Genomic DNA, 25,837 nt, shown 5'->3' with positions numbered 1-25,837 from the left:
GCTAAACCTTGTAAGCTAATTCCAGCCCTGCGTCAACGCAGTTGGACTTTATGGGCGCATTTTCCGTTTTATCGTGCCGAAAGCGCTGCTTCCCTGACCAATCGCGGCGTCATGAAAATGACCAGCTCACGTTTTCTCTGCTCTTCTGCATGCTGCCGAAACAGGCTGCCCACAACAGGAAGATTACCGAGCAGCGGAACCTGGCGCTGCCCGCGAGTGCGCTGCTGATGAAAAATTCCCCCCAGCGCCAGCGTTTGCCCGTCACTGACCGTGACCTGAGTTTCAATTTCCTGCTTATCAATGGACAAAACCTGTGAATCGCCGGTCTGAACCGCCCGACCCGGCACGTTCTGACTGATGCGTATTTTGAGCTGAATGCGGCCATTGCCTAAAACGGCAGGCGTGACCTCCATGCCCAGCACTGCCTCTTTGAACTCAATGCTGGTCGCTCCGCTGTTGCCGGCAGAGACTTCATAAGGGATTTCAGTGCCTTGCTTAATGGATGCCGTTTGTTGGTGGGAGGTAAACAAGCGCGGGCTGGCGATAATTTCCACCTGATTTTCCTGCTCCAGAGCGCTGAGTTCTAAATCCAGAAGTTTACCGCCAATCCGCGACAGCGTGACGCCCACAGACACGTCGTGGGAATTCAGCCCCAATGGAATATCAAGTAAAGGATGACGTAATGCACGATTTATGACGTCGCCTTCGTTATACAGCCGCCAGTTGACGCCCAGTTCATGCAAGTGCTCTTCGCTGATGGTGACGATATGCGCCGCCAGTTCCACCTGCTCCAGCGGGACATCCAGCGCACGTATCCAGCGCGCAGTCTCCTCAAGCGCCAACGGGCTGTCGCGCAGCAGTAGGCTGTTGGTCCGGCTGTCAACCGTTGCACTGCCGCGCGCGGTCATCAGCGATGGCCGTTCGCTCTGCAGGCTGCGATGGACGTCGCTGGCACTGGCATAGTGCAGGGGGATCCTGCGTTGTTGCAGCGGTTGTTGCTGTAACGCTTCGGCCTGTTGTGCCTTTTCGGCCTCATGCCGTTGCTGCTGCCAGCTCTCAGGATAAACCAGCAGAACGTTCTCCTCTTCCAGTAAGGTCAGGCGAGCCATACGGCCGACCAGCGACAGCGCCTGTTGCCAGGGTACATTCTCCAGCCGCAATGACAGTCTTCCCTCAACCTCAGGCGAAATCATCAGGTTAATGTGCTGATAATCAGCCAGCGCCTGCAAAACACGTTCAACAGGTGCATCATCAAATGCCAGGCTTAAGCCGTCATCGTGGCTGGCGTGAGCGGGCATCAGGCATAGCACCAGCCACGTCAGAATCGCTGTCCTTATCATGCAGGCTTCCTTTGAGACGAAAGGTGAAACGTTGAGATGAACAACTGCCCGGTACTGACAGCTCAAGGGTACGCGACGTGAACTGCACGGTTTGCCATGGCCCCATCGGGAAAGGGCGATCGCTGAGAACTTTCACGCCATGACCCTGCGGCGTCACCAGCCAGCCCTGAAACCTCGGCGCACGACCCACAATGCCCTGTAAGCGCCATTCGCTGAGCGGCTCAACGTCTGCCAGACAAGCCGTACCGGGAAGAGGACGAAAAGGATCGCGCGCATGAACGGCGCCGCAGCAGAGCAATACCAGGATGACGCTAACGGGCTTCATCGGATTGCAGCCAGAGTTGCGCGACCAGATGCGCCGGATGTGCGGTGAGTTGAAAACGCCCCGGAAATGCCGTCGCTGATTGCGACAACGCTGAAAACAGCGGTTGAAACTGCACCCATTGCAGGTGGAACGTCAGCACCCTCGGCTCTTCATCAGTAAGCCACTGCATTAACTGCGTCCCCCGCTCCGCGATGATGGCCTCCAGCGTGCGTGGCGCTGCAGGTTGTCTTGCCGTTTCCAGCACCAACTGAGCCTGTAATGTCGCAATGTCAGGATGCTGAGCCAGCTGAAACTGCCGCTGTTGCACCCGCTGCTGCTGCTGCGCCAACTGAAGCCGGGCTTCGTGCGTTACCCGCCGCTGCGGCTGCAACAGCATCCACCAGGCAACAAAGAACAGCCCAAAGGCTGCCGCCAGCAGGCTGAGATAGCGAAGCGGCCAGGTTAACTGTAACCAGTGCTGCATAGCGTTACTCACTGACTTCCTCCTTGAGTGTAATGCGCAGCGTGAAGTGGTAATCCCCTTCTGGCTGGCGCTGCACATTGCCCTGCCGAATCTGTGCAAAAAAAGCCACACCCGTTAAGCGCTGACGAAAATGGCGGATAGCCTGCATTTGCAGTGCCCTGCCCTCCAGCAGCAACTGCGCATCGTGCTTTTCCAGCCGCGTTAACCACAGCCCATCGGGCAGCATGACCGGCAGGTCCTGCCAAAGCTGCTGCCAGACGCTGAATTGCCTGGACTGCTGACGAAGCCAGATGCGCTGTTGCTGCAACCCGTCCAGCTGTTGCAGCAGATGTTTTTGCTGCTCTGCTCGCGCAACAAGGCGCTCAAGAACAGGACTGAGTTGAGCATGCTGCCGCCGGACATGAATGAGAGCCTGATGTTCCTGCCAGTACAACAGGAGCACCGCCAGCGTTAAAAGCAGTAATGTCAGGCCCAGCGCGATAATGCTCTGGCGCCTTTGACGCTGCCAGCGCCACGCCCGCCAGGGTAAAAGATTAACCGCCACCATCAGCGATCCTCCTTTCGCAGCGCCAGCCCGGTTGCCAGCGCGAACGCACCGGGATTGTCAGGTAAAGGCGGCTGATAGCGAAGTGGCTGGAAGGGTGAAAAAGGACGCGTACCCTCAGGAGACGAGAGGTTGTCGGCATCGCAATAAAACAGGTGGCTTGCCTGCGGAAAGGCCTGCTCACGCAGAGCCGATAACCCGTCCGCTTCAGCCAAAGATGCTGCACTGATGCCGTCACTCCACAGGTAACGTGCATCCTGTCGTAAAACCACTACACTTCCCGCTGCTAATTGCGCCTGCTCAGTCACCATTTTTAGCGCATGCGTAGCCAGTTCAAACACGCGGGGCTTGAGTCCTGCCTGCGTCAGCGGGGCCAGCCACTGTTGCACCACATCAAGCCGGGCTGCCGTAATAAACAGCTGGTTATGGGTGGGATCGAGACGGTAATCCAGCGCCAGTTCGCGCACGTCAACGGGAAAAAGGCGTTGGGCCGCCGCCAGGATGAAACGGCTTAATGCGGGTTCTTTTAACGGCAGTTCGGGAGGGGAAAGCGGCTGCTGCAATACCAGCTGGGCAGGCAGGCCCACACGCAGTGAGTAGCGCAGAGGCAAGCGCTTGCGCCAGCGGGTTAACACGGTCAGCAATTCAGGGGAAGATTGCAGCACGCCGTTTCTTAACGTATCTTGCGCCAGCCGCTGCTGCCACCAGTGGCATAACTGCCAGCCCTGGCGGCGACGCAGGATGGCAATGGCGCAGCACTGCCTGTTCTGGATATCCAGCCCAATTTGCCAGGTGTGCAAAGTCATGCGCGCGATCTCCTTATCGTCCAGAAAAATGGACATATCAAAGCGTCTGGCTTGCCTTTATACTACTGCGCGGTTGCTTATAAACTGCCCAAACGACAACAGATGGGAAATCTCAGGTGAAGTTCGTAAAGTATTTATTGATCCTTGCAGTGTGTTGCATCTTGCTGGGAGCTGGCTCGATTTATGGTTTGTACAAATACATTGAGCCACAGCTGCCCGACGTTAACACGCTGAAAGATGTGCGTTTGCAAACCCCTATGCAGGTTTACAGCGCTGAGGGCGATCTTATCGCTCAGTACGGTGAAATGCGCCGTATACCGCTTAGCCTGCAGCAGGTTCCGCCTGAAATGGTGAAAGCGTTCATTGCCACGGAAGACAGCCGCTTCTATGAGCATCACGGTGTGGATCCCATCGGGATTTTTCGTGCTGCCAGCGTTGCGCTGGTGTCAGGTCATGCCTCTCAGGGTGCCAGTACGATTACCCAGCAGCTGGCGCGTAACTTTTTCCTGAGTCCGGAACGCTCCCTGATGCGTAAGATAAAGGAAGCCTTCCTGGCGATTCGCATCGAGCAGCTGCTGAATAAAGACGAAATTCTTGAGCTGTATCTGAATAAAATCTATCTCGGCTATCGGGCTTACGGCGTGGGCGCAGCCTCACAGGTTTATTTTGGTAAGCCTGTCAATGAGCTTTCATTAAGTGAAATGGCGACCATCGCAGGCCTGCCTAAAGCGCCTTCGACGTTTAACCCGCTTTATTCGCACAGCCGTGCGGTAGCACGCCGCAACGTCGTCCTTGCCCGCATGCTGGATCAGCACTACATCACCCAGCAACAGTACGATGAAGCACGTAATACGCCTTTAGTGTCCACTTATCATGGGCCTAAAATCGTCTTCGCTGCGCCTTATCTGAGTGAGATGGTGCGTCAGGAGATGGTAAAACGTTATGGCAACAACGCCTATACCGATGGCTACAAGGTTTATACCACCGTCACACGTCGTCTGCAGCAGTCCGCGCAGGAGGCCGTTCGGAATAACGTGATGGCCTACGATATGCGCCACGGCTACCGCGGCCCTACCAGCGTGCTGTGGAAAGTTGGCGAGCCCGCGTGGGGGCAGGCGCAGATTGTTAAGGCGTTAAAAGACCTGCCGTTATACGGCCCGCTTCACCCGGCTGTGGTCACACATGTCCAGAGCGATGAAGCCACCGTTATGATGAAAGATGGCAGCAACGTCTCGCTGACCATGGCAGGCGTGCGCTGGGCGCGTGCCTTTAAGTCGGACACGGCGCAGGGGCCAACCCCTAAGAGCATTACTCAGGTTCTGCAGCCGGGCCAGCAGGTTTGGGTGCGCCAGGTCGGTGAGACATGGTGGCTGGGCCAGGTGCCGGATGTTAACTCGGCGCTGGTTTCGCTGGATCCTGCCAACGGTGCCGTGCGTGCGCTGGTGGGCGGTTTTGACTTTAACCAAAGCATGTTTAACCGCGCCACCCAGGCCCTGCGCCAGGTCGGTTCGAACATCAAACCGTTCCTCTACACGGCCGCGATGGATCGGGGATTAACTCTGGCATCCATACTTAATGACGTTCCTATTTCCCGCTGGGATGCGGGTGCCGGGGCTGACTGGCGTCCGAAGAACTCCCCGCCGACCTACGATGGTCCGATTCGTCTGCGTCAGGGCCTTGGCCAGTCGAAAAACGTGGTGATGGTGCGTGCGATGCGTGCGATGGGCGTGGACTATGCTGCAGAGTACCTACAGCGCTTTGGCTTCCCGGCTCAGAATATTGTGCATACCGAATCGCTGGCCCTTGGTGCAGCCTCGTTTACGCCTCTGCAGGTCGTGCGCGGCTACTCGGTTATGGCGAATGGCGGTTTCCTGATTGATCCTTACTTCATCAGCAAGATTGAAAATGAGCAGGGACAAACCGTTTTCGAAGAAAAACCGAGAATTGCCTGTCCACAGTGCAACCTGCCCGTGATTTACGGTGAAACCAAAAAAGCGTTGGCGCTGAACGCCGAAAGCGTTGAGAACGTTGCGCCTTCCGCTCAGCAGCAAAACCAGACGGTGCCGCAGCCTGAGCTGGAGCAGGTACCTGCACAGCCACAGTCAGGTGGCGAACAGCTGTATGCGCCACATGTGATTAATACACCGCTGTCATTCCTGATTAAGAGCGCGCTGAACAGTAACATTTTTGGCGAACCGGGCTGGATGGGAACAGGCTGGCGTGCCGGCCGCGACCTGAAACGTAATGACATCGGTGGTAAAACGGGGACAACCAACAGTTCCAAAGATGCCTGGTTCTCGGGGTACGGGCCTGGCGTGGTGACCTCGGTGTGGATTGGTTTTGACGATGCGCGCCGCGATCTGGGCCGCAGTACGCTTTCCGGCGCCATTCCCGATCAGATTTCGGGTTACGAGGGCGGCGCGAAGAGTGCACAGCCTGCCTGGGATGACTTCATGAAGGTTGCCCTGGAGGGCGTTCCTGTGCAGCCGCTGACGCCACCAGAGGGGATTGTGACGGTTACTATCGATCGCAGCACCGGCAAACTGGCCAACGGCGGGGGCAATACGCGCCAGGAATACTTTATCAATGGTACTCAGCCAACCGAGTATTCGGTACATGATGCAGGGACAACCATCATGGATAATGGCGAGAGCCACGAACTGTTTTAATCTTCAGGGGCGGCGCAAGTCGCCCCTGCTCACCGAAAACTGCTTTTACGGCCCATCAATAACTGATACGTCCCTGCTTCACCAGCCACTCACGCACCATAAACAATGCGCTGACGTTGCGTGCCTCGCGAAAATCAGGCTCCTGCAACAAAGCCAGCAGATTGCTCAACGGCCAGTGATGGACGACCAGCGGTTCAGGCTCATCACCTTCCAGCTTCTCCTGATAAAGCCCTTCCGCCACCACAATATTCATCTTGCTGGAAAAGTAGGACGGCGCCAGGGTCAGTTTTCCCAGGGTGGTCAGTTGACCCGCACCAAATCCCGCTTCTTCTTTAAGTTCCCGATCGGCAGCCTGATTTACGGTTTCACCCGGATCAATTAAGCCTTTTGGAAAGCCCAGTTCGTAGCTCTCCAGGCCCACCGCGTACTCTTCAATCAGCACCAGGTGATCGTCAATAATCGGCACGATCATCACCGCTTCACGTTCTGAGGGCTTCATGCGCTCGTAGATACGCCGTGCGCCATTACTAAAGGCCAGATCTACCGCTTCAACAGTAAACAATCGTGACTTCGCCACGGTTTCTACATTGAGGATGTCCGGTTTTTTTAACGACTTTCTCATATCAGCCTCAAACTTGCTGCGCCAGCACTCAGGAACGAATTAGCATACCTAACCCTCCGCCATTGTGCGACTCTCAAGGCGCACGCGAAGCGTATGTTGTTTTTCTACGATAACACTGGTTTCTCAGGTACAAAAAATTTGTGTTAGTCAATATCTCACGCCAAAATTCAGACAATGCCGATACAATAACCTGTGCACTGTGGTTACTATTCTGGCAATGTGTGATGTAATAACGCCTAATTAAATGATTTACATTACTATTTCGTTTATTGTTAAACTTGTCAGCGTTGTTTAACCTCCCATAAGTCGTCTTAACTATCCGGCGCATCTGGGGATAATAAGTTTAAAGTGAAGGCAGTATTTTGGCTGAATTGAGCAAAGCATGAGCACAATAATTATTATATTGGCCGTAGTGCTAACCTGTTCAATTCTGGCAGGTATTGGATTTTGGTACGCTATGCGGCGCAGGCCGCCGTTGGCGAAACCGCTGCCATTTATTAGTCCGCCCTGCCGTAAACTCTCTGAGCGGGAGCGCAAGGCGGTTGAACAATACCTTGCCGCACTGGAAAAACAGCCCCGTATCCTCAGCCCGGGTGAAACCCGTCGTCGTCATGAAAAACTGGTGCTCACGGCACAAAGCAACAACGTTTACCCTGTTACGCGGGCGATAACCCGTTATGGCCTTTCCACGGACGATCCGCATAAGTGGCGCTACTACCTCGATGAAGTCGAAGTGCATTTGCCGCCGCTGTGGGAACAGTATATTACGGACGAAAACTACGTTGAGTTAATCCGCACCCAGTCGATCCCCTTGATCATCTCTTTGAACGGGCATTCTCTGGTGGATTACGCTATCGATCAGCAGTCGCTACCCAATCTGATACGTCCGTCCTCCACCAACGCCTCGATCCGTAAAGCCGAAAGTGAAAACGTCGAGCTGGTACGAGTACGCAAAGAAACGCTGGAAGAATACCGACTGTCTCGTCCCGATGGCACGCGCGAAGCCGTAATTATCTCATTTGCCCTGCTGCTGTTTTTTATTGGTTTGCTGCTGCCCGCGAGCCTGATGATCTGGCTGTCCGTCCTTGCTGGCATGATGATTGTCGCCAGCCTGTGGCTGATGTATCGCGTACCGGGTGAAAATGGCCTGCGCGAAATTCACTGCCTGCGCGGGGCCCCCAAGCGCTGGGGCCTGTTTGGGGAGTCAAATCAGGAGCAGAGCAACATTACGCTGGGGATCATCGATCTGGCTTATCCTGCACACTGGCAGCCTTACGTCGCGCACGATCTTGGTCAGGTAACGGATGTCGATATTTATCTGAATCGTCAGGTAGTACGCCAGGGGCGCTTCCTTTCCCTTCAGGACGAGGTAAGGAATTTTCCGCTACAGCGCTGGCGGAAAAATGTTGTTCTTGCCGTTGGCTCGCTGATTGTTCTGGCCTTGTTGATCACCTGGATCCCCCTCAGTATGCCCATTAAACTCAGTCTGGCATGGGCTAAAGGGACGGAGAGCCTGGATGTGAATAGCGTAAACCAACTGAGTCGTGAAGATCTTAAAGTAGGCGACAGCCTTAAGGTCACCGGAACCGGTATGTGTGCGGTACCGGACAACTACCAAAGCAACCGCACCTATACTTATATGCCGTTCGATTGCTCGCAAATTTACTGGAATAACGCCACACCGCTGCCGCTGCCCCACTCAGATATTATTGAGAAAGCCTCGGCGTTGCTGGACACCACCACCAGGCAGCTCCATCCTGAAACGAACACCGATCCCAAACTGAACCCACAGTTAGCGTCGGCGATTCAGAAATCAGGCATGATTCTGCTGGATGACTTTTCGGACCTCGTGTTAAAAACGCAGGCGCTTTGCAATCAGGCACAGGACTGTATGCGACTCAAAAATGCGCTGGTCAATCTGGGGAATGCCAAAGACTGGGACACCTTAGTCAGCCGTGCCGATTCTGGCCAGCTAAACGGGATGAATGTCCTGTTGCGTCCGGTCAGTGCGGAGGCGCTGGAAAACCTGGTGCACACGGCAACCTCTACCTTCTTCTTCCGCGAAACGCGCCGCGCCGCAGAAAACCTGAACAGCCCACCGCCAGGCGGGTTTGTTATCGCCAGTGATGAAGGGCATCAGCTCGTCAATCAGCCTCAGCCTGCCGTTCCTCTGTTTGATCTGGATGCGGGTTCGCAGTGGCAAGAGCTGCAGCGTCTGTCCTCCTTGTTGCTGCACACACCGTTTAGCGCTACAGGCATCATTACCGGCATTTATACCGATGCCAACGGCACGCGTCATATCGCCCTGCACAATGAGCCTGACGCCATGGCAAAATGGCGCTATCTGGGCGCTGCACTGTTGCTTATCGTGTTGCTGACCTGCGCCATTACCAACGGTCTGCTGGCACTGCGGCGCATCCATCTTAACCGCCAGCGAATGCTTGCTATCCAGCAGTATTACGATAAGTGCTTTAATCCCTCGCTTAACACTATACAGGGCGTGCGCTCCATATTCTGAGCCACCTGCAACTGTGCTACCCTGTTGCGCTGACAAGCAACGGGTGAATTGCCATGATGTTCAACGGGTCCGACATTGACACCGTGCTGCTCGATATGGACGGCACGCTGCTTGATTTGGCGTTTGACCGCTTTTTCTGGCTGGAGCATGTCCCTGACATCCTGAGCACCCAACGCGGCATCCCTGCTGCTCAGGCCCGGCTGATTATTGAAGAAAAATATCAGGCCGTAGCGCATACGCTAAACTGGTATTGTCTGGATTACTGGTCACAGGCGTTGCAGTTGGACATTCATGCCATGACCTGGGAACAACGTCACCGGGTCAGTATCCGCGCGGATACGCTGCCTTTTCTACAGGCACTGCGTCGCGCGGGTAAGCGCACCATCCTGCTGACCAATGCGCATCCCTGGAATCTGGATGTGAAACTCAAACAGACAGCTTTAGCACCACACCTTGATTTATTGCTTTCCACCCATACCTTTGGCTATCCGAAAGAAGATCAGCGTTTGTGGCAGGCGGTTGAGCAGCACACTGGCTTTGATGCATCGCGGACATTGTTCATCGATGACAGCGAAATCATCCTCGATGCCGCCAAATCATGGGGAATCGGCTGGTGCCTGGGCGTCAGTAATCCTGACTCTGGCCGTCCTGAACAACACTTTCAGCGTCACTGTGCGATCAGCGACTACCGCACACTGATTCCGTTCTGGGAGCAGCAATGAAAGAGAAACCCGACGAAGGCGTTCGTCTTGATAAATGGCTTTGGGCGGCACGGTTCTACAAAACCCGCTCGATTGCGCGCGAAATGATTGAAGGTGGCAAGGTTCATTACAATGGTCAGCGGAGTAAACCCAGTAAACTGGTCGAACGGGATGCTGAGTTAACCCTGCGTCAGGGCAATGAGGAGCGAACAGTCGTCATTGCCGAAATCAGCGAGCAGCGGCGCCCCGCCAGTGAAGCACAGCTGCTTTACCGCGAAACCGAAGCCAGTATTGAAAAACGTGAAAAAGTGGCTCTGGCACGCAAGATGAATGCGCTGACCATGCCCCATCCCGATCGCCGGCCCGATAAGAAAGAACGCCGCGATTTGATGAAGTTTAAGTTATCGGGCGATGAGTAAACCGGCTACTGAGCCGGTTATCGTCCGCCAAAAGAGAGAAAAACTATGTCTGTACAAGATCAACTGCGCCGCTATTTGTTTGAAAATGCTGCCGTCCGCGGCGAACTGGTTAATGTTTCAAACACCTGGCACGCTATCCTTAAAAATCACGACTACCCGCCAGCCGTACAAACGCTGCTGGGGGAGTTACTGGTGGCAACCAGCTTGCTGACCGCCACGCTTAAATTTGACGGGGAAATTACCGTGCAGCTTCAAGGCGATGGCCCCCTGACCTTAGCCGTGATCAATGGTAATAATCAGCAGGAGTTACGTGGCATAGCCCGCATGAAAGGTGACATTCCTGACGACAGCACGCTCAAAAGCATGGTGGGTAACGGCTATCTGGTTATCACCATCACGCCTGAAAAGGGCGAGCGTTATCAGGGCGTGGTAGGACTGGAAGGTGACACGCTGAGCGACTGTCTGGAAGACTACTTTATGCGCTCAGAGCAATTGCCGACCCGACTGTTTATCCGCACCAGCGACGCAGGCGCAGCCGGGATTCTGCTGCAGGTCCTACCGGCTCAGGACACGAGTAAAGATGATTTTGAGCATCTGGCGACGCTGACAGAAACCATTAAAACCGAAGAGCTGATTGATTTGCCTGCAACCGATGTCCTGTGGCGGCTTTATCACCAGGAAGAGGTGACCGTTTACGATCCGCAGCCGGTTGTTTATAAATGCACATGTTCACGCGAACGCTGTAGCGAGGTGCTGAAAACCCTGCCGCAGGAAGAAGTTGACGAGATCATTGCAGAAGATGGCAAAATCGATATGAACTGCGACTATTGTGGATCGCATTACGTATTCGATGCGGTAGACATTGCCGGGATCCGCAGCAACTCCGTTGAGAACAGCAATCGACTTCACTGATCGGACCAGGGCGGTTATGCCGCCCTGCCTGCCTCACTGCTATGCCATTAATTTACTTAGCAAATTATCTTTTTTTACTTTCATAACATCTTAAAAACGTTCGAAACATATCCTTAACGCGCCCTAAGTCTCATTTTTAACGAACAAGCCTTTCTCGCCTGGCACAGTAGCGTAAACTGCGCGCGATCGCGTCTCCGCCCCTCACTCTGTGGCATTTTAAGGACGCGATCCCAAACTCTCTTTGCCCTACAGAACAGACACCGATTTAAGGAGCAGTAAAATGCGCGTTAACGGCCTGACCTCGAAAGCCCTTGCCGATCTGGGCATCACCGATACCACTGAGGTGGTTCATAACCCTGATTACGCTACGCTATTTCAGGAAGAGATGCGTCCGGAGCTCGAAGGTTTTGAGCGTGGCACCCTGACGCAGAGCGGCGCAATCGCCGTTGATACCGGGATTTTTACCGGGCGCTCGCCCAAGGATAAGTACATTGTGCGTGATGACACCACGCGCGATACGCTGTGGTGGAACGATCAAGGAACCGGAAAGAACGATAATCAGCCCCTGTCCCAGGAAACCTGGCAGGCGCTGAAAAAATGCGTGACCCGGCAGCTCTCAGGGAAGCGTCTGTTCGTTATTGATGCCTTCTGCGGGGCTAACCCGGATTCACGCCTGAGCGTGCGTTTTGTTACCGAGGTTGCCTGGCAGGCGCATTTCGTCAAAAACATGTTCATTCAGCCGAGCGCGGCTGAGCTGGATAACTTCACGCCCGATTTTGTAGTGATGAATGGGGCTAAATGCACCAACCCTGACTGGCAGGCACAAGGGCTGCATTCCGAGAACTTTGTTGCCTTTAACCTGACCGAACGTATGCAGCTGATTGGCGGCACATGGTACGGCGGAGAAATGAAGAAGGGGCTGTTCGCGGTGATGAACTATCTGCTGCCGCTGAAGGGCATTGCCTCTATGCACTGCTCCGCCAACGTGGGTAAAGCAGGCGATGTCGCGGTATTCTTTGGACTGTCCGGCACGGGTAAAACCACGCTTTCTACCGATCCGGACCGCCAGTTAATCGGTGACGACGAACACGGCTGGGACGATGACGGCGTGTTCAACTTTGAAGGCGGCTGTTACGCGAAAACGATTAACCTTTCTGAACAGGCTGAGCCGGAAATCTATCGCGCCATTCGTCGTAACGCCTTACTGGAAAACGTCGTTGTACGTGAAGACGGCAGCATCGATTTTGCTGACGGCAGCAAAACCGAAAACACCCGTGTGTCCTATCCGATTAACCATATCGACAATATTGTTCAGCCGGTTTCCAAAGCAGGCCATGCGACGAAAGTCATTTTCCTGACCGCCGACGCCTTTGGCGTGCTGCCGCCCGTCTCCAGACTGACGCCAGAGCAGACTCAGTATCATTTCCTGTCGGGCTTTACAGCGAAGCTGGCAGGCACGGAGCGCGGAGTAACGGCGCCAACGCCAACCTTCTCAGCCTGTTTTGGCGCAGCCTTCCTGACGCTGCATCCTACACAGTATGCAGAAGTGTTGGTGAAACGCATGGAAGCGGCGGGCGCGCAGGCTTATCTGGTTAATACGGGCTGGAACGGCAGTGGCAAGCGTATCTCACTGAAAAATACCCGTGCCATCATCAACGCCATTCTGGCCGGTGAACTGGACGATGCGCCAACGGAAACGCTGCCGGTATTTAACCTGCAGGTGCCAAAAACGTTGGGCGATCTGGATGCCGAAACGCTCGACCCACGTCGTACCTGGGAAAGCGAAGAGAAGTGGCACGCGGCGGCAGATGATTTAGCCCAGCGCTTTATCACTAACTTTGAAAAATATACCGATAATGCGGCCGGTGCCGCGTTGGTAAAAGCAGGTCCTCAGCGTTAATCACAGCGGCGCGGCTTAACAGGCCGCGCCGCTGCTGTTTAACTCAGTGCAAGGTTGCTGTTGTTGGCGCCCGACTCCGGGCTTTCCGCTAAGGGTAACCAGGCACGGATACGTAATCCGCCGCGTTCACTGTCACCGATCTCTAGCGAACCCTGATGCGCATCAATAATGCGCTGGACGATCGCCAGACCAAGGCCCGTGCCGCTGGTGCTGCGTGCGCTGTCACCGCGCACAAATGGCTGAAAGAGATGCGCCAGCTGATCCGGCTTAATGCCGGGACCGTCATCTTCAACCTGGAACCAGGCCCTATGCAGCTCGCGTCCGCTGCTGACTTTGATCCAGCCGTTGCCGTAACGCGCCGCGTTCACCACCAGGTTAGCCAGGGCGCGCTTAATCGAAAGGGGATTAATCTCCAGCATGAGCTCTTCTGCCATGACGGCGTTTTCAATTTCACGTTCATAACCGCTTTCTGCGGCCACTACTTCGCCCAGCACGCTGTTAAGATCGGCCAGCTCAGTCTGCATCTCCTGCCCGGTGCGCAGGTAATCGATGAACTGCTCGATGATAGCATTGCACTCTTCGATGTCTTTGTTAATCGACTCTGCCAGGTAGCCATCCTGTTCATTCATCATTTCCGTCGCGAGCCGGATGCGCGTCAAAGGGGTGCGTAAATCGTGGCTGACGCCCGCCATCAACAAAGTGCGGTCATCGGCAAGCTGCTTAACGCCCGCCGCCATTTGGTTAAACGCGCGCGTCACCGAACGCACCTCTGACGCACCGTATTCACGTAATGGTGGGGGAATAATGCCCTTGCCCACCTGTAATGCGGCATGTTCTAAATCGACTAACGGGCGGTTCTGGATGCGGATAAAAAGCCATGCGCCGCCTATCGCCAGCAACATTATCGCCAGGGTATAGCGGAACAGCGGCGAGAAATCACCCTGATGAATTTCCGTTAACGGCACCCGTACCCAAATGTCGGGCGATAGCCAGGTTTTGAGCCAGACAACAGGGGAGTTTTTGTTGACCTCGACGCGAACGTCTGTCGGGCCGCCAAGCTGCTGGCCCATCTGATCGCTAAGGAATTTGTAGTGCTGCGCCCAGCGCAGTCCGCTCTCCTCTGCCGCCGCATTGGTATAGAGCGAAATACCCAGTTCACGATAAATTTCGCGACGAAAAGCGGGCGGCACTTCCAGCTGCGTACCATCTTCCAGCTGTAAACGGTCGGTCATCAGCATACGCACTTCGTAGGCGAGGACTTTATTAAACTGTTGCAGGCTGGGAAGAATGGCAAAGTTCAGCACCACCAGGTAGGTCGTTACCAGGCTGACGAACAGCAAGGTAACGATCAACAACAGGGTGCGTGCAAATGAACTTCGTGGCGAGAAGCGCAGCCGCCTCATGCTTTACTGCCGTCCGGAACAAATACATAGCCCAGGCCCCAAACGGTCTGGATGTAGCGTGGATGGGCCGGATCTTCTTCCACCATGCGTCGCAGGCGGGAAATCTGTACGTCGATAGAACGTTCCATGGCGCTGTACTCCCGACCACGGGCCAGATTCATCAGCTTATCGCGCGACAGCGGCTCACGTGGATGGCTTACCAGCGCCTTGAGAACGGCAAATTCACCGCTGGTCAACGGCATAGGTTCGTCTTCACGGAACATCTCACGCGTGCCCAGGTTAAGCTTGAACTTGCCAAAAGCGATGACCGCTTCTTCCTGAGACGGCGCACCGGGCAGTTCATTGGCCTGACGGCGCAATACCGCACGAATACGCGCCAGCAGCTCACGTGGGTTGAACGGCTTTGGAATATAGTCGTCAGCACCGATTTCCAGCCCAACGATGCGATCCACTTCTTCGCCCTTGGCGGTCACCATAATGATAGGCATCGGGTTGCTCTGACTGCGCAGGCGGCGGCAAATGGAAAGACCATCTTCGCCAGGCAGCATCAGATCAAGCACCATTAAATGGAAGGATTCGCGGGTTAACAGACGGTCCATCTGCTCGGCGTTGGCGACACTGCGCACCTGAAAGCCCTGCTCGGTAAGATAGCGCTCTAATAGTGCACGTAAACGCATATCGTCATCGACGACCAGAATCTTGTAGTTTTCTTGCATTTTTAACTCCCAAAGGCGCTATTGCCTGAGCCGATATTGTTAAAAAAAGATGCGGCACAGTGACAGTGTTTAATGGTTTATATTCTAGTCAAAATTGTTACAAAGCATATTAAACAGCAGCTTATATTTAAATTTTGGTCTGACGGCCGGGCAAGCTGCGTAATGACCACGGCGTTGAACAGAATACGGCAAATCTGAAATATTGGGTAAAATTCCGCTATTCACTGGTTTAGACGCGGCACACCGTGGCACAGCACTTGCAAATTCAAGCGCTTGCCGGAAAATTTGACTTAAATTACGTTCGTATCTGACGACGAATCCCGGATAGTCCGGTTTTTTAGACTGATAACAGCATAATATTCGGAAAAAAAACAGGTTAATACGCGACCTCTCTCGGATTAGTTTGAGAAGCCTCCCGAACAAGGCCATCTGCAGGTAAAGAGAGATAAATCAAACAGTAAAGCCCGCTTTGCGGCCCAATGGATTTCACCCACACTATAGCGACACCAACTTGCCGCTTTACGGGGAAACCATAATGAAAAAAACGATTTTACTGCTGAGCGCACTGGCTTTGGCCAGCGTCGGTCAGACTTATGCCGCAACCGCAACCGGTGAAGCCGCGGGCGCACAGGCAACGACCACCGCTCAGGGTAACTCCAACGCGATTGGTATTGGCGCAGTCGCCGCTCTGCTGGGCGTTGGACTGGCAACGGCTGGCGGCGGCGGCGGTGACGGCACCAACAGCAGCACCTCGACGACCACCTCGACTAAAGCCGGTAAGTAATTCCTGCCGCCACGGAACCGCACCGCTCTGGATATGACAGCCCCATCCTCTGTCATCGCCGTATAAGGGTTTTTTAACAGGTAAAAAACCCTTTTCCCACCTCTTTTTCGCCACGCACGATTTGCTTTACACTGATCCTCTTTCGATTTGACCGGCTTGTACCATGAGAACCCGACTGATTACCCGAGAAGGTTTCAACACCTTAAAAGCTGAACTCGATCACCTGTGGCGTGAAGAGCGACCTGAAGTCACCAAAAAAGTGACCTGGGCCGCCAGCCTCGGCGACCGCAGCGAAAATGCGGATTATCAATACAATAAGAAACGCCTGCGTGAAATTGACCGCCGCGTGCGCTATTTGAGCAAGAGCATTGAGCAACTGCGCATTGTGGATTATTCACCCCAGCAGGATGGCAAAGTATTTTTTGGCGCCTGGGTTGAAGTCGAAAACGATGACGGCGATGTGAAGCGCTTCCGTATCGTGGGTTACGATGAGATTTTTGGCCGCAAGGATTACATCTCAATTGACTCGCCCATGGCGCGGGCGCTGTTAAAAAAGGCCGTCGGCGACGCGGCGGTAGTAGAAACGCCAGCGGGCCCGGCATGCTGGTATGTCAATGAAATTAGCTATGTTGAAGGCTGATTCAGAATATCGCTGAAAGCAGGCCGCTTCTCTGGCAATTTCAGCCATCAATCCGTATAACTATCGGCTATTTCTCAACCCAGAAAGCATAATAGTCCGATGATGAATGTTCTTAGCCAGCTAATTGCAAGTGAGCTACAGGCGCGCCCTGAGCAAGTTGATGCGGCCGTCCGCCTGTTGGATGAAGGGAATACCGTGCCGTTTATCGCACGTTATCGTAAAGAGGTGACGGGCGGCCTGGATGATACACAACTCCGCCAGCTCGAAACCCGCCTCAGCTACCTGCGTGAATTATCCGAGCGTCGGCAGGCCATCCTGAAATCTATAGAGGAACAGGGAAAACTCACCGACGATCTGGCGAATGCCATCAATACCACCCTCAGCAAAACCGAACTTGAAGACCTCTACCTGCCCTATAAGCCTAAGCGCCGTACGCGTGGCCAAATCGCGATTGAAGCCGGGCTGGAACCCCTGGCCGATACCTTATGGCAGGATCCTTCACAGGACCCTGAGCAGTTGGCAACAGGCTATGTGAATGTGGATAACGGTGTCGCTGACGTTCGTGCGGCGCTGGATGGCGCGCGCTATATCCTGATGGAGCGCTTTGCTGAAGATGCCGCCCTGCTGGCTAAAGTCCGCCACTATTTGTGGAAAAATGCCCATCTGGTCTCAAACGTGGTGGAAGGCAAAGAGGAAGAAGGCGCGAAATTCCGCGACTACTTCGATCACCATGAGCCGCTGCACAGCGTCCCTTCGCATCGCGCGCTGGCCATGCTGCGCGGTCGTAATGAAGGTATTTTACAGCTGTCGCTGAATGCCGATCCGCAGTTTGATGAGCCGCCGCGCGAAAGCCACGGTGAAACCCTGATTGCGGAACACCTGAATCTGCGACTGAATAACGCACCGGCTGACAGCTGGCGCAAGGCCGTGGTCAGTTGGACCTGGCGCATCAAAGTCATGCTGCATCTGGAAACCGAGCTGATGGGTACCGTTCGCGAGCGTGCGGAAGACGAGGCCATTAACGTCTTTGCCCGTAACCTGCACGACCTGTTAATGGCGGCACCTGCGGGCATGAGGGCCACGATGGGCCTGGATCCCGGCCTGCGTACCGGTGTGAAAGTTGCCGTGGTTGACGCGACCGGCAAGCTGGTCGCCACCGATACAGTTTATCCGCATACCGGGCAAACGGCCAAGGCGGCGGCAGCGGTCGCGGCGCTGTGCGTGAAACATCAGGTGGAACTGGTCGCCATCGGTAATGGCACCGCCTCACGTGAAACCGAGCGCTTCTTTCTGGATCTGCAAAAACAGTTTCCCCAGGTCACCGCCCAGAAAGTGATCGTCAGCGAAGCGGGCGCCTCAGTCTACTCCGCGTCTGAATTAGCTGCGCTGGAATTTCCGGATCTGGATGTCTCACTGCGTGGCGCAGTGTCGATCGCCCGTCGCCTGCAGGATCCGCTGGCCGAACTGGTGAAAATCGATCCGAAATCGATCGGTGTCGGCCAGTATCAGCATGACGTCAGCCAGAGCCAGCTAGCAAAAAAACTGGATGCGGTGGTGGAAGACTGTGTGAACGCTGTCGGTGTCGATCTCAACACGGCTTCGGTACCGCTGCTGACGCGCGTGGCCGGGTTAACCCGCATGATGGCACAAAATATTGTTGGCTGGCGCGATGAAAACGGCCGTTTCCAAAACCGTCAGCAGCTTCTCAAGGTCAGCCGTCTTGGGCCTAAAGCGTTTGAGCAGTGCGCTGGCTTCCTGCGCATCAACCACGGCGATAATCCACTGGATGCCTCGACGGTGCACCCGGAAGCTTATCCGGTGGTGGAACGCATTCTGGCCGCGACCGAGCAGGCGCTGAGTGAGCTGATGGGCAATCCCACCAGCCTGCGTAACCTGAAAGCGTTGGACTTCACAGACGACCGCTTTGGTTTACCGACTGTGACCGACATCATGAAAGAGCTGGAAAAGCCGGGCCGCGATCCCCGTCCTGAGTTTAAAACGGCACAGTTTGCCGAAGGCGTGGAAACCCTGAATGACCTGATGCCAGGCATGGTACTTGAAGGCGCCGTGACCAACGTCACCAACTTTGGTGCGTTCGTCGATATTGGCGTGCATCAGGATGGCCTGGTTCATATTTCTTCGCTGTCAGACAAGTTTGTGGAAGATCCTCATCAGGTCGTGAAAGCGGGCGACATCGTGAAAGTTAAAGTGATGGAAGTGGATCTGCAACGTAAGCGCATTGCCTTAACCATGCGCCTTGACGAGCAGCCGGGAGAAGGCAACGCGCGTGGCGCTAAGAGCGGTGCGCCACGCGAAGAAAAACGTCCGGCCGCGAACAAAGGCCGCGCACGTCCAGCCAGCCAGCCCGCGGGCAACAGCGCCATGGGCGACGCGCTGGCGGCGGCATTCGGTAAAAAACGCTAGTTACGCACCACGCAGTCACCTCTTATCCCCGTCATGGAGAAGGAGGTGACTGTCATCCTTCTCTCGCTGGTCGCTCGTTTTATCTGAACAGAAAAAACGTTCCAGGCTGCCCCTGTTTACCTTCTGACGCGGGCGAGGTTGCCGATGTGGGGCTTCACGCCTGCTGCTTTGCACTGGCTTTTCAGGCCGACCTGGCACGTTTGAGTTGAAAATCCCCGCCCTGACGCTACGCTAAAAAGACGCCCGTCATAATAACGACACCTGCTGTGGCACCCTTTGATAATGGAAAAGATCACTGCTTTAATCGATAAGATTTATGCCGATGCCTTTCCTCAGGCTATGCGCGAACGCCTGCTCGCCACGATCGTTGAAGCCCGTGACACCACTAAGCTGCCGAGAAAGGCCCACTGGGATGAGCAGGACGTGGTGCTGATTACGTATGCCGATCAGTTCCGCGAGCCGGGCAAACCCACACTCAACACCTTTTCACGTTTCTACCAGCAGCATTTGCACGCCACGTTTCCGCTGGTGCACCTCCTGCCGTTTTATCCCTATTCGTCTGACGACGGCTTTTCGGTCATTAACTACCATCAGGTCGATCCGCTGTGTGGCGACTGGCAGGACATTGCCTTACTGCATCAGGAAACGCGCCTGATGTTCGACTTTGTCTGTAACCATATGTCAGCGCATAGTGCGTGGTTTAAACATTATCTTGCTCAGGATGAAGGCTGGGATGATTTTTTTATCAGCCTGCCGCCCACCACCGACCTCAGCGCGGTCACGCGGCCACGAACGTCACCGTTGCTCACCCCATTTACGCTGGAAAACGGTGAAATCCGCTTTGTCTGGACTACGTTCAGTGCCGATCAGATTGACCTTAACTTTGCCCGTCCCAGGGTGCTGGTGCGCATGGTAGAGGTACTACTCGACTATCTGAAACGTGGCGCGGACTATGTGCGACTGGATGCGGTGGGATACATGTGGAAAACGCCAGGCACGAACTGTATTCACCTCGAAAAAACGCATCTGCTGGTCAAACTGTTTCGTGCCATTGCCGACGTGGTCGCACCCGGCACCGTCATCATCACCGAAACGAATGTGCCGCACAAAGACAACATCAGCTACTTTGGGAACGGGCAAGACGAAGCCCAGATGGTGTATCAGTTTTCCTTACCGCCGCTGGTGCTACACGCCATCCACACCGGATCGGCTCGCGCTCTGCGTCAATGGGCCAGCACCCTGCAGGTGGGAAATGGCAATACAACCTTTTTTAACTTCCTGGCCTCGCACGATGGTATAGGTCTTAATCCGGCACGCGGGATTTTATCGGAGGTGGAGATCACGGCGCTGGTGCGCGATCTGGCACTGGAGGGGGCGCTGATCTCCTATAAAAACAATCCTGACGGCAGCACCAGCCCATACGAAATCAACGTGACCTATTTCGACGCGCTTAACCGTGAAGGCGATGACGACGAAACGCGCCTCAAACGCTTTATGCTGGCGCATGCTATTTTACTGGCCTTTCCGGGTGTTCCAGCCGTCTATATTCAAAGCATCCTGGGATCGCGTAATGACTATGACGGCGTACGTGAGGCAGGCCATAACCGGGCCATTAACCGGCAAAAATATTCGCTCTCCGCTATCGAAGACGCACTGGTGAACAGCGACGGCTTACGCCATCAGGTTTATACCCGGCTGAGCAAACTGATTCAGCAGCGTCGACGCCAGACGGCCTTTCATCCCGACAACCCGTTGACGTTGTTTCAGAGCGATAATGCCCTGCTCATCATGAAGCGTTATTCGCATAACGGCTGTGATGAATTACTGTGTGTGTTTAATCTCAGTGGCAGGCAGATTGAAGCCCCGTTACCGGAGGCGCATCTTTTTCAGGATGTGGTAAGCGGTGAGAAAATTGATGGCACCCAGCCAGTAACGCTGGATGCCTGGCAATTCATGTGGCTACGATAATTACTTGTACACTTCCGCTGTCGCACTGAACTTACCGTGCTCACGACCCGCGATCACCAGGAAGTATTTGCCACCCTTCTCATCAGCGGCCTCTGACAGCTTCTTCTTGGCATCCATCGGCGACGTGGTTTCGGCCGTGGTATTTACGGTGCCGATTTTGGTCAGATGCATCTTCTGCACTTCTTCTTTGGTGACTTCTTTCGCCGCCAGAGCAGAGAATGACACTGCGCCCATCATCATTGATGCAACAACCCATTTCATAACCTTCATTTGTCTACCCTCATTCATGATCCATTGTTGAGATGTAAGCAGCCGCAAATCGCTTAAGGCTATATCGAACGGCATAGTCATCTCCCTGACTAATCGCATAGAAGTGCAGCGGCCTTGCTCACTCATGAAGTATTGCCGCTGCGCAGAAATTTGCCAGTAACGGCCAGGGTTATCTGTCTAATTTGCTGATAAATGAAACAATGTGCTGGCAGAACGCATCCGGGTGCGAAATAAAGGGGGCATGTGCCGCTTTGTCCGTTACGACAGACGGCGACGTGGGCAGCAGCGGATCGAGTTGCTGCACAATCCGGCGCGGCACCAGACCATCCAGCGCGCCATACATCCGCAAAAAGGGCAGCGTAATGGCCGTAAGCCTGTCACGCAAGTCATCGTCGCTCAGAATCGTCAGGCCGCCATTGAGCACGTCCACGTCTGGCATCGGCTGCGACAATACCACCTCCTTGAGCTTACGTGCATCCGCCCGAGCGGTTTCCGTTCCCATGGTCTGCAGCGCCAGAAAACGCTCGACGGTACGCTGAAAATCGTGACTGAGCTGCTGCTGGAAGTTATGCAGGGTTAAGGGGGCAATACCCGGCCAGTCATCGCGGGCCGTAAAACAGGGCGAAGAAGCCACCGTAATCAGGGCGCGTAACCGCTCTGGCTCGCTCAACGCCAGCTGTGTGGCGACCAACCCGCCAAGCGACCACCCCAGCACAATGGCGCGAGGCGGCAGAAAGGGCACCAGTGCCTGCGCCATCTGTTCCAGCGACAGGGCAGCAAACCCGCGGCTGCGACCATAGCCAGGCAGATCCACCAGATGCAGGCGAAACTGTGCGCTGAGTCGCGGCACAATGTTTTGCCACACTTCCGCATTCAGCCCCCAGCCGTGCAGCAGCACAAGATCGTCATCTCCTTCGCCACAGGTATGCCAGTAAAGTGAGCTCATCCGTTACTATTCCATGATTGATAAGGAGGTCACTATGCTACCAATGCCCGCCCTGTGTTGGCTATGTCAGTTACCCTTGCGGATTGCCCTGCATGGACTCTGCAGCATTTGCCTGCGCCAGCTACCACGGCTGCCATCACTGTGTCCATGCTGCGGCCTGCCTGCCGCATCCGATGCTCTGCCCTGCGGTCGTTGCCTGCTTAGACCGCCGCCCTGGCAGGCGCTAATCTGCGTCAGCCACTATCAGCCCCCGCTCAGCACATGGGTGAATCAATTAAAATTTTCGGGTATTACCGCACTCAGGGTGATGCTGGCCCGGCTGCTTTTGCTAAGCTGGCTCAATGCGTATCGCAGAGGACAGACCGTTCGTCCCGACTTACTGATGTGTGTTCCGCTGCATGCCCGACGCTGCTGGCGGCGCGGTTACAACCAGACGGCCCTGTTGGCAACGCCGCTGGCACGCTGGCTGGAGTGTGAATTCAGCCTGGCGTTATCCCGTCAGCGCGCCGGCGCCGTTCAGCATCAGTTGAGTGCCCGTCAGCGGCGCCGCAATCTACGCGGTGCGTTTTGCCTTGAAACGGATGTTAACGGACGCCATATCGCCTTAATCGATGATGTGGTGACGACCGGCAGCACGGTCAGAGAAATCAGCCGCCTGTTACAGGGGCGAGGCGCAGCCAGCGTGCAAGTGTGGTGCCTGTGCCGTACCTTGTAGAGCCTGAATGATGGGCGTATTATAACCAACTAAATTAGTCAACTATTGAGCAACTGACATGATCCGAATTACTGATTCTGCCCAAGAGCATTTTTCAAAACTGCTATCCAAACAAGAAGATGGCACCCAGATTCGCGTATTCGTGATTAACCCGGGTACGCCAACTGCCGAATGCGGTGTGTCCTACTGCCCACCGGATGCGGTAGAAGCGACAGATACTGAACTGAAATTTGAAAAGCTGTCAGCCTATGTGGATGAGCTGAGCGCGCCCTATTTGGAAGACGCTGAAATCGACTTCGTAACGGATAACCTGGGTTCGCAGCTGACGCTCAAGGCGCCTAATGCCAAAATGCGTAAAGTTTCCGATGATGCGCCGATGGTTGAGCGTGTTGAGTACCTGTTACAGGCTCAGATTAACCCGCAGCTGGCAGGCCACGGCGGTCGCGTTTCGCTGATGGAAATCACCGACGACGGTTTTGCTATTCTGCAATTCGGCGGCGGCTGTAACGGCTGTTCGATGATCGACGTCACCCTTAAAGACGGCATTGAGAAAGAACTGCTGGCGGCGTTCCCGCAGCTGAAAGGCGTGCGCGATATCACCGAACATCAGCGTGGCGAGCACTCTTTCTACTGATGTTTACGCGCGACAGCCCGGCTGTCGCGCGCATCCGTTATCCTGCCTTGCGTCGTTTAGTCACGGTTTCCAGCAGTTTATTCACGTTATCGTCGGCAAAAATGCGTTCCAGCGGCTGCGCGAGCTTGCGCCGCCAGTTGGGATATTGATCGACCGTACCCGGCACATTCACCGGCGTCGTCATCCCCAGCCAGTCTTCCGGCTGTAGCCCCAGCAGCGCACTGTTCGTGTCCGCCAGAAAACGGTGAACGGACTGATTCAGTTCGGCCGTCATCGCCAGAGCATCCGCCCGCTTTGCGCTGCGCGACGGTACGGCTCCCGCTTTATGCAGAGCATCCAGTAAGGCCTGTTTTTGCTTCATCCGCTGCTGCTGCAGGTTCTGTACCGTTTGCCCGTCTGGATAAAGCCCGATTTTCTCGCCAAGCTCTAAATCACCTGCACTCCAGAAGCCGGTCAACGTGGGAAGATCGTGCGTACTGGCGCTGGCAATGGACTGGCGTGGATAGGCCTGGGGGGCACGGTAAGTCCCCTGTTTTTCCTGCTCAAACCACAAGACTTTCCAGGAAAACACGCCGCTGTCGCGCAGCAGGCTGACGATCTCTTTAGGTACCGTACCGAGATCCTCACCAATCACCATACAGCGCAAACGCTGGCTTTCCAGCGCCAGAATGCCAAGCAGATCGTGCACAGGGTAAGCGACGTAGGCGCCTTTATCCGCCGTTTCACCTGCCGGAACCCACCAGAGGCGCAGCAGAGCCATGACGTGGTCAATACGCAGCGCCCCGCAGTCACGCATATTGGCGCGCAGGATATCAATAAATGGTTGATAGCCCCTGGCCTGCAATACGTGAGGATCCATTGGCGGCAGCCCCCAGTTTTGCCCCAACGGCCCCAGCCTGTCAGGCGGCGCGCCAATTGATGCCTTAAGGCGGTACAGCTCCGGATCGTGCCAGGTTTCGGCACTGCCTTCGGCCACACCGACCGCTAAATCACGATACAGCCCCACGCTCATGCCCAGCGCCTGGCTCCGTGCCCAACACTGAGAGAACTGCTGCTGTGCCAGCCACTGTAACCACTGCCAGAAGGCAATCTCATCCGCGTGCTGCGCGCACCAATCCTGAACGTCAGAAGACTGACTGTTACGCCAGCGCTCAGGCCAGGCCGGCCAGCCCGCGTGCGTGGCACCTTTCCCCTGCATTTCAGCCTGCAGACCCTCATAGGCCGCCTGATAGCGCAGGCTGTCGCCCCCCTGCTGGATGAAATCCGCAAACTGCTGCTTCTGTGCGTCTTGCGCATCGCGCGACTGGAACCGGGCCCAGCCGTGACGTAATGCCGTAATTTTCAGTGCCATAACCGCGTCATAATCCACCCATTCGCTTTCACGGGCTTGCTTTAACGCCTTTTGGGTTTTGGCACTTTTCCACCACTTCTGACCCGCGCTGCTTTGTTGGAAATCGGCAACCTGTGCCACATCGATGTAAATAATATTCAGCCAGCGGCGCGATGAAGGGCTGTAGGGGCTGGCAAAAGCGGGGCTGGACGGATAGAGCGCATGCAACGGGTTCAGGCCAACAAAGTCGCCGCCGCGTGCGGCAAGCTGCTCCAGCAACATTTCCAGATCGCCAAAATCACCGATGCCCCAGTTTTTCTCTGAACGCACGGTATAAAGCTGCACCAGCGCCCCCCAGCGTTTCTCTCCGGCGCGCAAGGCCGGTGGCAGATAACAACGGCGCGGTGTCACGATCACACGCGTCTGCCACTCACGCTTGCCCTTGCTCAAGGTCAGCTGGTGATAACCCTGCCCCAGAGGCGAAGGCAGTTTAAAGGGCGCACCGCCTTCGAGGGTTCCGCTAAGGGTTTTGCCTTTCTCTGTCTGCAACTGCCAGCGGAAGCTGCCGTCCATCTGAGGCGTCAGCTCGCGTTTACGGTTACCGCTAAAAACCACAACGGGGGGCAGCGGAGATTTACCGGCTTTCTGTGGGTTTTCCATTATGCCCAGTAAGGCGCGTTTGGTATCATCGCTGATGGCTTCAGGTTCACCGTTCGCATCGAAATACGTGAGCGCTATTCCCGCCGCCTGGGCGGCTTTATCAAGTGAAGTGGATTTCATCGCAATTC

23 protein-coding genes are annotated in these 25,837 nt (G+C 55.1%); 12 read left to right on the top strand and 11 right to left on the bottom strand.

From position 1 onward, the window contains the following. Positions 1-68: 68 nt before the first annotated feature. Genes hofQ through pilM form a run of 5 tightly spaced genes read right to left on the bottom strand, consistent with a single transcriptional unit; the run spans position 69 to position 3,478 of the window. Positions 69-1,340 carry a DNA uptake porin HofQ gene (gene hofQ / locus PAGR_RS01895; protein ID WP_014604857.1) on the bottom strand — a complete coding sequence of 424 codons (1,272 nt, stop codon included), beginning with the start codon at positions 1,338-1,340 and terminating at the stop codon, positions 69-71. Continuing rightward, a complete protein-coding gene (locus PAGR_RS01890; RefSeq protein WP_014604856.1) occupies positions 1,273-1,665 on the bottom strand; it encodes a HofP DNA utilization family protein in 393 nt (130 codons plus the stop codon). Before PAGR_RS01890 ends, hofQ begins: the two co-directional genes overlap by 68 nt. Continuing rightward, positions 1,652-2,140 (bottom strand): HofO family protein, encoded by a 489-nt coding sequence (locus tag PAGR_RS01885; RefSeq protein ID WP_014604855.1) that lies wholly within the window; start codon positions 2,138-2,140, stop codon positions 1,652-1,654. Before PAGR_RS01885 ends, PAGR_RS01890 begins: the two co-directional genes overlap by 14 nt. Beyond that, positions 2,133-2,675: a PilN domain-containing protein gene (locus PAGR_RS01880; protein WP_014604854.1), complete on the bottom strand. Its 543-nt coding sequence runs from the start codon at positions 2,673-2,675 to the stop codon at positions 2,133-2,135. Before PAGR_RS01880 ends, PAGR_RS01885 begins: the two co-directional genes overlap by 8 nt. Next, positions 2,675-3,478 (bottom strand): type IV pilus biogenesis protein PilM, encoded by an 804-nt coding sequence (gene pilM / locus PAGR_RS01875; RefSeq protein WP_014604853.1) that lies wholly within the window; start codon positions 3,476-3,478, stop codon positions 2,675-2,677. The genes PAGR_RS01880 and pilM overlap by 1 nt, the downstream gene beginning before the upstream one ends. A 116-nt stretch (positions 3,479-3,594) precedes the next feature. On the opposite strand from pilM, the gene mrcA reads away from it, so the two are divergent. Beyond that, positions 3,595-6,147 (top strand): peptidoglycan glycosyltransferase/peptidoglycan DD-transpeptidase MrcA, encoded by a 2,553-nt coding sequence (gene mrcA, locus PAGR_RS01870; protein ID WP_014604852.1) that lies wholly within the window; start codon positions 3,595-3,597, stop codon positions 6,145-6,147. A gap of 55 nt (positions 6,148-6,202) precedes the next feature. Here the strand turns inward: mrcA and nudE are convergent, their stop codons facing one another. Beyond that, positions 6,203-6,769, bottom strand: coding sequence for an ADP compounds hydrolase NudE (nudE, locus tag PAGR_RS01865; RefSeq protein ID WP_013027514.1), 567 nt, complete (start codon positions 6,767-6,769; stop codon positions 6,203-6,205). 382 nt (positions 6,770-7,151) lie between these two features. Between nudE and PAGR_RS01860 the strand changes: the two genes are divergently transcribed. From PAGR_RS01860 to pckA, 5 genes are all read left to right on the top strand, one after another. Continuing rightward, complete coding sequence (locus tag PAGR_RS01860) at positions 7,152-9,287, top strand: intracellular growth attenuator family protein (protein ID WP_013027515.1); 2,136 nt, start codon at positions 7,152-7,154, stop codon at positions 9,285-9,287. A gap of 56 nt (positions 9,288-9,343) precedes the next feature. Further along, on the top strand, positions 9,344-10,009 hold the full coding sequence (gene yrfG / locus PAGR_RS01855) for a GMP/IMP nucleotidase (RefSeq protein WP_370620537.1): 666 nt from the start codon (positions 9,344-9,346) through the stop codon (positions 10,007-10,009). Next, entirely contained in the window at positions 10,006-10,407 is a 402-nt protein-coding gene (gene hslR, locus PAGR_RS01850) for a ribosome-associated heat shock protein Hsp15 (RefSeq protein WP_013027517.1), read from the top strand. The genes yrfG and hslR overlap by 4 nt, the downstream gene beginning before the upstream one ends. A 45-nt stretch (positions 10,408-10,452) precedes the next feature. Continuing rightward, the gene (gene hslO, locus PAGR_RS01845) at positions 10,453-11,319 is read left to right on the top strand and encodes an Hsp33 family molecular chaperone HslO (protein ID WP_013027518.1); all 867 of its coding nucleotides are present in this window, start codon (positions 10,453-10,455) and stop codon (positions 11,317-11,319) included. Positions 11,320-11,599: 280 nt separating this feature from the next. After that, a complete protein-coding gene (gene pckA / locus PAGR_RS01840; protein WP_014604851.1) occupies positions 11,600-13,219 on the top strand; it encodes a phosphoenolpyruvate carboxykinase (ATP) in 1,620 nt (539 codons plus the stop codon). Positions 13,220-13,257: 38 nt separating this feature from the next. On the opposite strand, the gene envZ is transcribed toward pckA, so the two are convergent. Both envZ and ompR read right to left on the bottom strand, forming a co-directional pair. Then, complete coding sequence (envZ, locus tag PAGR_RS01835; protein WP_013027520.1) at positions 13,258-14,622, bottom strand: two-component system sensor histidine kinase EnvZ; 1,365 nt, start codon at positions 14,620-14,622, stop codon at positions 13,258-13,260. After that, the gene (gene ompR / locus PAGR_RS01830) at positions 14,619-15,338 is read right to left on the bottom strand and encodes an osmolarity response regulator transcription factor OmpR (RefSeq protein WP_001157751.1); all 720 of its coding nucleotides are present in this window, start codon (positions 15,336-15,338) and stop codon (positions 14,619-14,621) included. Before ompR ends, envZ begins: the two co-directional genes overlap by 4 nt. A gap of 535 nt (positions 15,339-15,873) precedes the next feature. On the opposite strand from ompR, the gene yjbE reads away from it, so the two are divergent. The 4 genes from yjbE (at position 15,874) to PAGR_RS01810 (ending at position 21,154) form a co-directional block, all read left to right on the top strand. Continuing rightward, entirely contained in the window at positions 15,874-16,122 is a 249-nt protein-coding gene (yjbE, locus tag PAGR_RS01825; RefSeq protein WP_014604850.1) for an exopolysaccharide production protein YjbE, read from the top strand. Between the two features lie 163 nt (positions 16,123-16,285). Continuing rightward, entirely contained in the window at positions 16,286-16,762 is a 477-nt protein-coding gene (greB, locus tag PAGR_RS01820; RefSeq protein ID WP_014604849.1) for a transcription elongation factor GreB, read from the top strand. Between the two features lie 99 nt (positions 16,763-16,861). Then, entirely contained in the window at positions 16,862-19,186 is a 2,325-nt protein-coding gene (locus tag PAGR_RS01815; protein WP_014604848.1) for a Tex family protein, read from the top strand. 282 nt (positions 19,187-19,468) lie between these two features. Then, the gene (locus tag PAGR_RS01810) at positions 19,469-21,154 is read left to right on the top strand and encodes an alpha-amylase family glycosyl hydrolase (RefSeq protein ID WP_014604847.1); all 1,686 of its coding nucleotides are present in this window, start codon (positions 19,469-19,471) and stop codon (positions 21,152-21,154) included. Here the strand turns inward: PAGR_RS01810 and PAGR_RS01805 are convergent, their stop codons facing one another. Then, a complete protein-coding gene (locus PAGR_RS01805; RefSeq protein WP_026021071.1) occupies positions 21,155-21,424 on the bottom strand; it encodes a YdgH/BhsA/McbA-like domain containing protein in 270 nt (89 codons plus the stop codon). 169 nt (positions 21,425-21,593) lie between these two features. Further along, a complete protein-coding gene (gene bioH / locus PAGR_RS01800) occupies positions 21,594-22,370 on the bottom strand; it encodes a pimeloyl-ACP methyl ester esterase BioH (RefSeq protein WP_014594791.1) in 777 nt (258 codons plus the stop codon). 34 nt (positions 22,371-22,404) lie between these two features. Between bioH and gntX the strand changes: the two genes are divergently transcribed. Together gntX and nfuA are read left to right on the top strand one after the other, a co-directional pair. Then, the gene (gene gntX / locus PAGR_RS01795; protein WP_014604845.1) at positions 22,405-23,085 is read left to right on the top strand and encodes a DNA utilization protein GntX; all 681 of its coding nucleotides are present in this window, start codon (positions 22,405-22,407) and stop codon (positions 23,083-23,085) included. A gap of 58 nt (positions 23,086-23,143) precedes the next feature. Next, entirely contained in the window at positions 23,144-23,719 is a 576-nt protein-coding gene (gene nfuA, locus PAGR_RS01790) for a Fe-S biogenesis protein NfuA (protein ID WP_013027528.1), read from the top strand. Between the two features lie 37 nt (positions 23,720-23,756). Here nfuA and malQ read toward each other — a convergent pair whose 3' ends face one another. Beyond that, positions 23,757-25,829, bottom strand: coding sequence for a 4-alpha-glucanotransferase (gene malQ / locus PAGR_RS01785; RefSeq protein ID WP_014604844.1), 2,073 nt, complete (start codon positions 25,827-25,829; stop codon positions 23,757-23,759). Between the last annotated feature and the right edge of the window lie 8 nt (positions 25,830-25,837).

Source organism: Pantoea ananatis PA13 (assembly GCF_000233595.1).
GTDB classification, from domain to species: domain Bacteria; phylum Pseudomonadota; class Gammaproteobacteria; order Enterobacterales; family Enterobacteriaceae; genus Pantoea; species Pantoea ananatis.
The sequence above is the reverse complement of the archived record's forward strand: the minus strand, read 5'-3'. Positions and strand labels throughout refer to the sequence as shown.

Bases quoted from the DNA above. Each gene is read 5' to 3' on its own strand.
- PAGR_RS01860 (WP_013027515.1), top strand. From the start codon at position 7,152: ATGAGCACAATAATTATTATATTGGCCGTAGTGCTAACCTGTTCAATT.
- envZ (WP_013027520.1), bottom strand. From the start codon at position 14,622: ATGAGGCGGCTGCGCTTCTCGCCACGAAGTTCATTTGCACGCACCCTG.
- PAGR_RS01890 (WP_014604856.1), bottom strand. From the start codon at position 1,665: ATGAAGCCCGTTAGCGTCATCCTGGTATTGCTCTGCTGCGGCGCCGTT.
- pilM (WP_014604853.1), bottom strand. From the start codon at position 3,478: ATGACTTTGCACACCTGGCAAATTGGGCTGGATATCCAGAACAGGCAG.
- gntX (WP_014604845.1), top strand. From the start codon at position 22,405: ATGCTACCAATGCCCGCCCTGTGTTGGCTATGTCAGTTACCCTTGCGG.
- pckA (WP_014604851.1), top strand. From the start codon at position 11,600: ATGCGCGTTAACGGCCTGACCTCGAAAGCCCTTGCCGATCTGGGCATC.
- PAGR_RS01880 (WP_014604854.1), bottom strand. From the start codon at position 2,675: ATGGTGGCGGTTAATCTTTTACCCTGGCGGGCGTGGCGCTGGCAGCGT.
- ompR (WP_001157751.1), bottom strand. From the start codon at position 15,338: ATGCAAGAAAACTACAAGATTCTGGTCGTCGATGACGATATGCGTTTA.
- yrfG (WP_370620537.1), top strand. From the start codon at position 9,344: ATGTTCAACGGGTCCGACATTGACACCGTGCTGCTCGATATGGACGGC.
- greB (WP_014604849.1), top strand. From the start codon at position 16,286: ATGAGAACCCGACTGATTACCCGAGAAGGTTTCAACACCTTAAAAGCT.
- malQ (WP_014604844.1), bottom strand. From the start codon at position 25,829: ATGAAATCCACTTCACTTGATAAAGCCGCCCAGGCGGCGGGAATAGCG.
- hslR (WP_013027517.1), top strand. From the start codon at position 10,006: ATGAAAGAGAAACCCGACGAAGGCGTTCGTCTTGATAAATGGCTTTGG.
- nudE (WP_013027514.1), bottom strand. From the start codon at position 6,769: ATGAGAAAGTCGTTAAAAAAACCGGACATCCTCAATGTAGAAACCGTG.
- yjbE (WP_014604850.1), top strand. From the start codon at position 15,874: ATGAAAAAAACGATTTTACTGCTGAGCGCACTGGCTTTGGCCAGCGTC.
- PAGR_RS01815 (WP_014604848.1), top strand. From the start codon at position 16,862: ATGATGAATGTTCTTAGCCAGCTAATTGCAAGTGAGCTACAGGCGCGC.
- bioH (WP_014594791.1), bottom strand. From the start codon at position 22,370: ATGAGCTCACTTTACTGGCATACCTGTGGCGAAGGAGATGACGATCTT.
- hofQ (WP_014604857.1), bottom strand. From the start codon at position 1,340: ATGATAAGGACAGCGATTCTGACGTGGCTGGTGCTATGCCTGATGCCC.
- PAGR_RS01805 (WP_026021071.1), bottom strand. From the start codon at position 21,424: ATGAAGGTTATGAAATGGGTTGTTGCATCAATGATGATGGGCGCAGTG.
- hslO (WP_013027518.1), top strand. From the start codon at position 10,453: ATGTCTGTACAAGATCAACTGCGCCGCTATTTGTTTGAAAATGCTGCC.
- nfuA (WP_013027528.1), top strand. From the start codon at position 23,144: ATGATCCGAATTACTGATTCTGCCCAAGAGCATTTTTCAAAACTGCTA.
- PAGR_RS01810 (WP_014604847.1), top strand. From the start codon at position 19,469: ATGGAAAAGATCACTGCTTTAATCGATAAGATTTATGCCGATGCCTTT.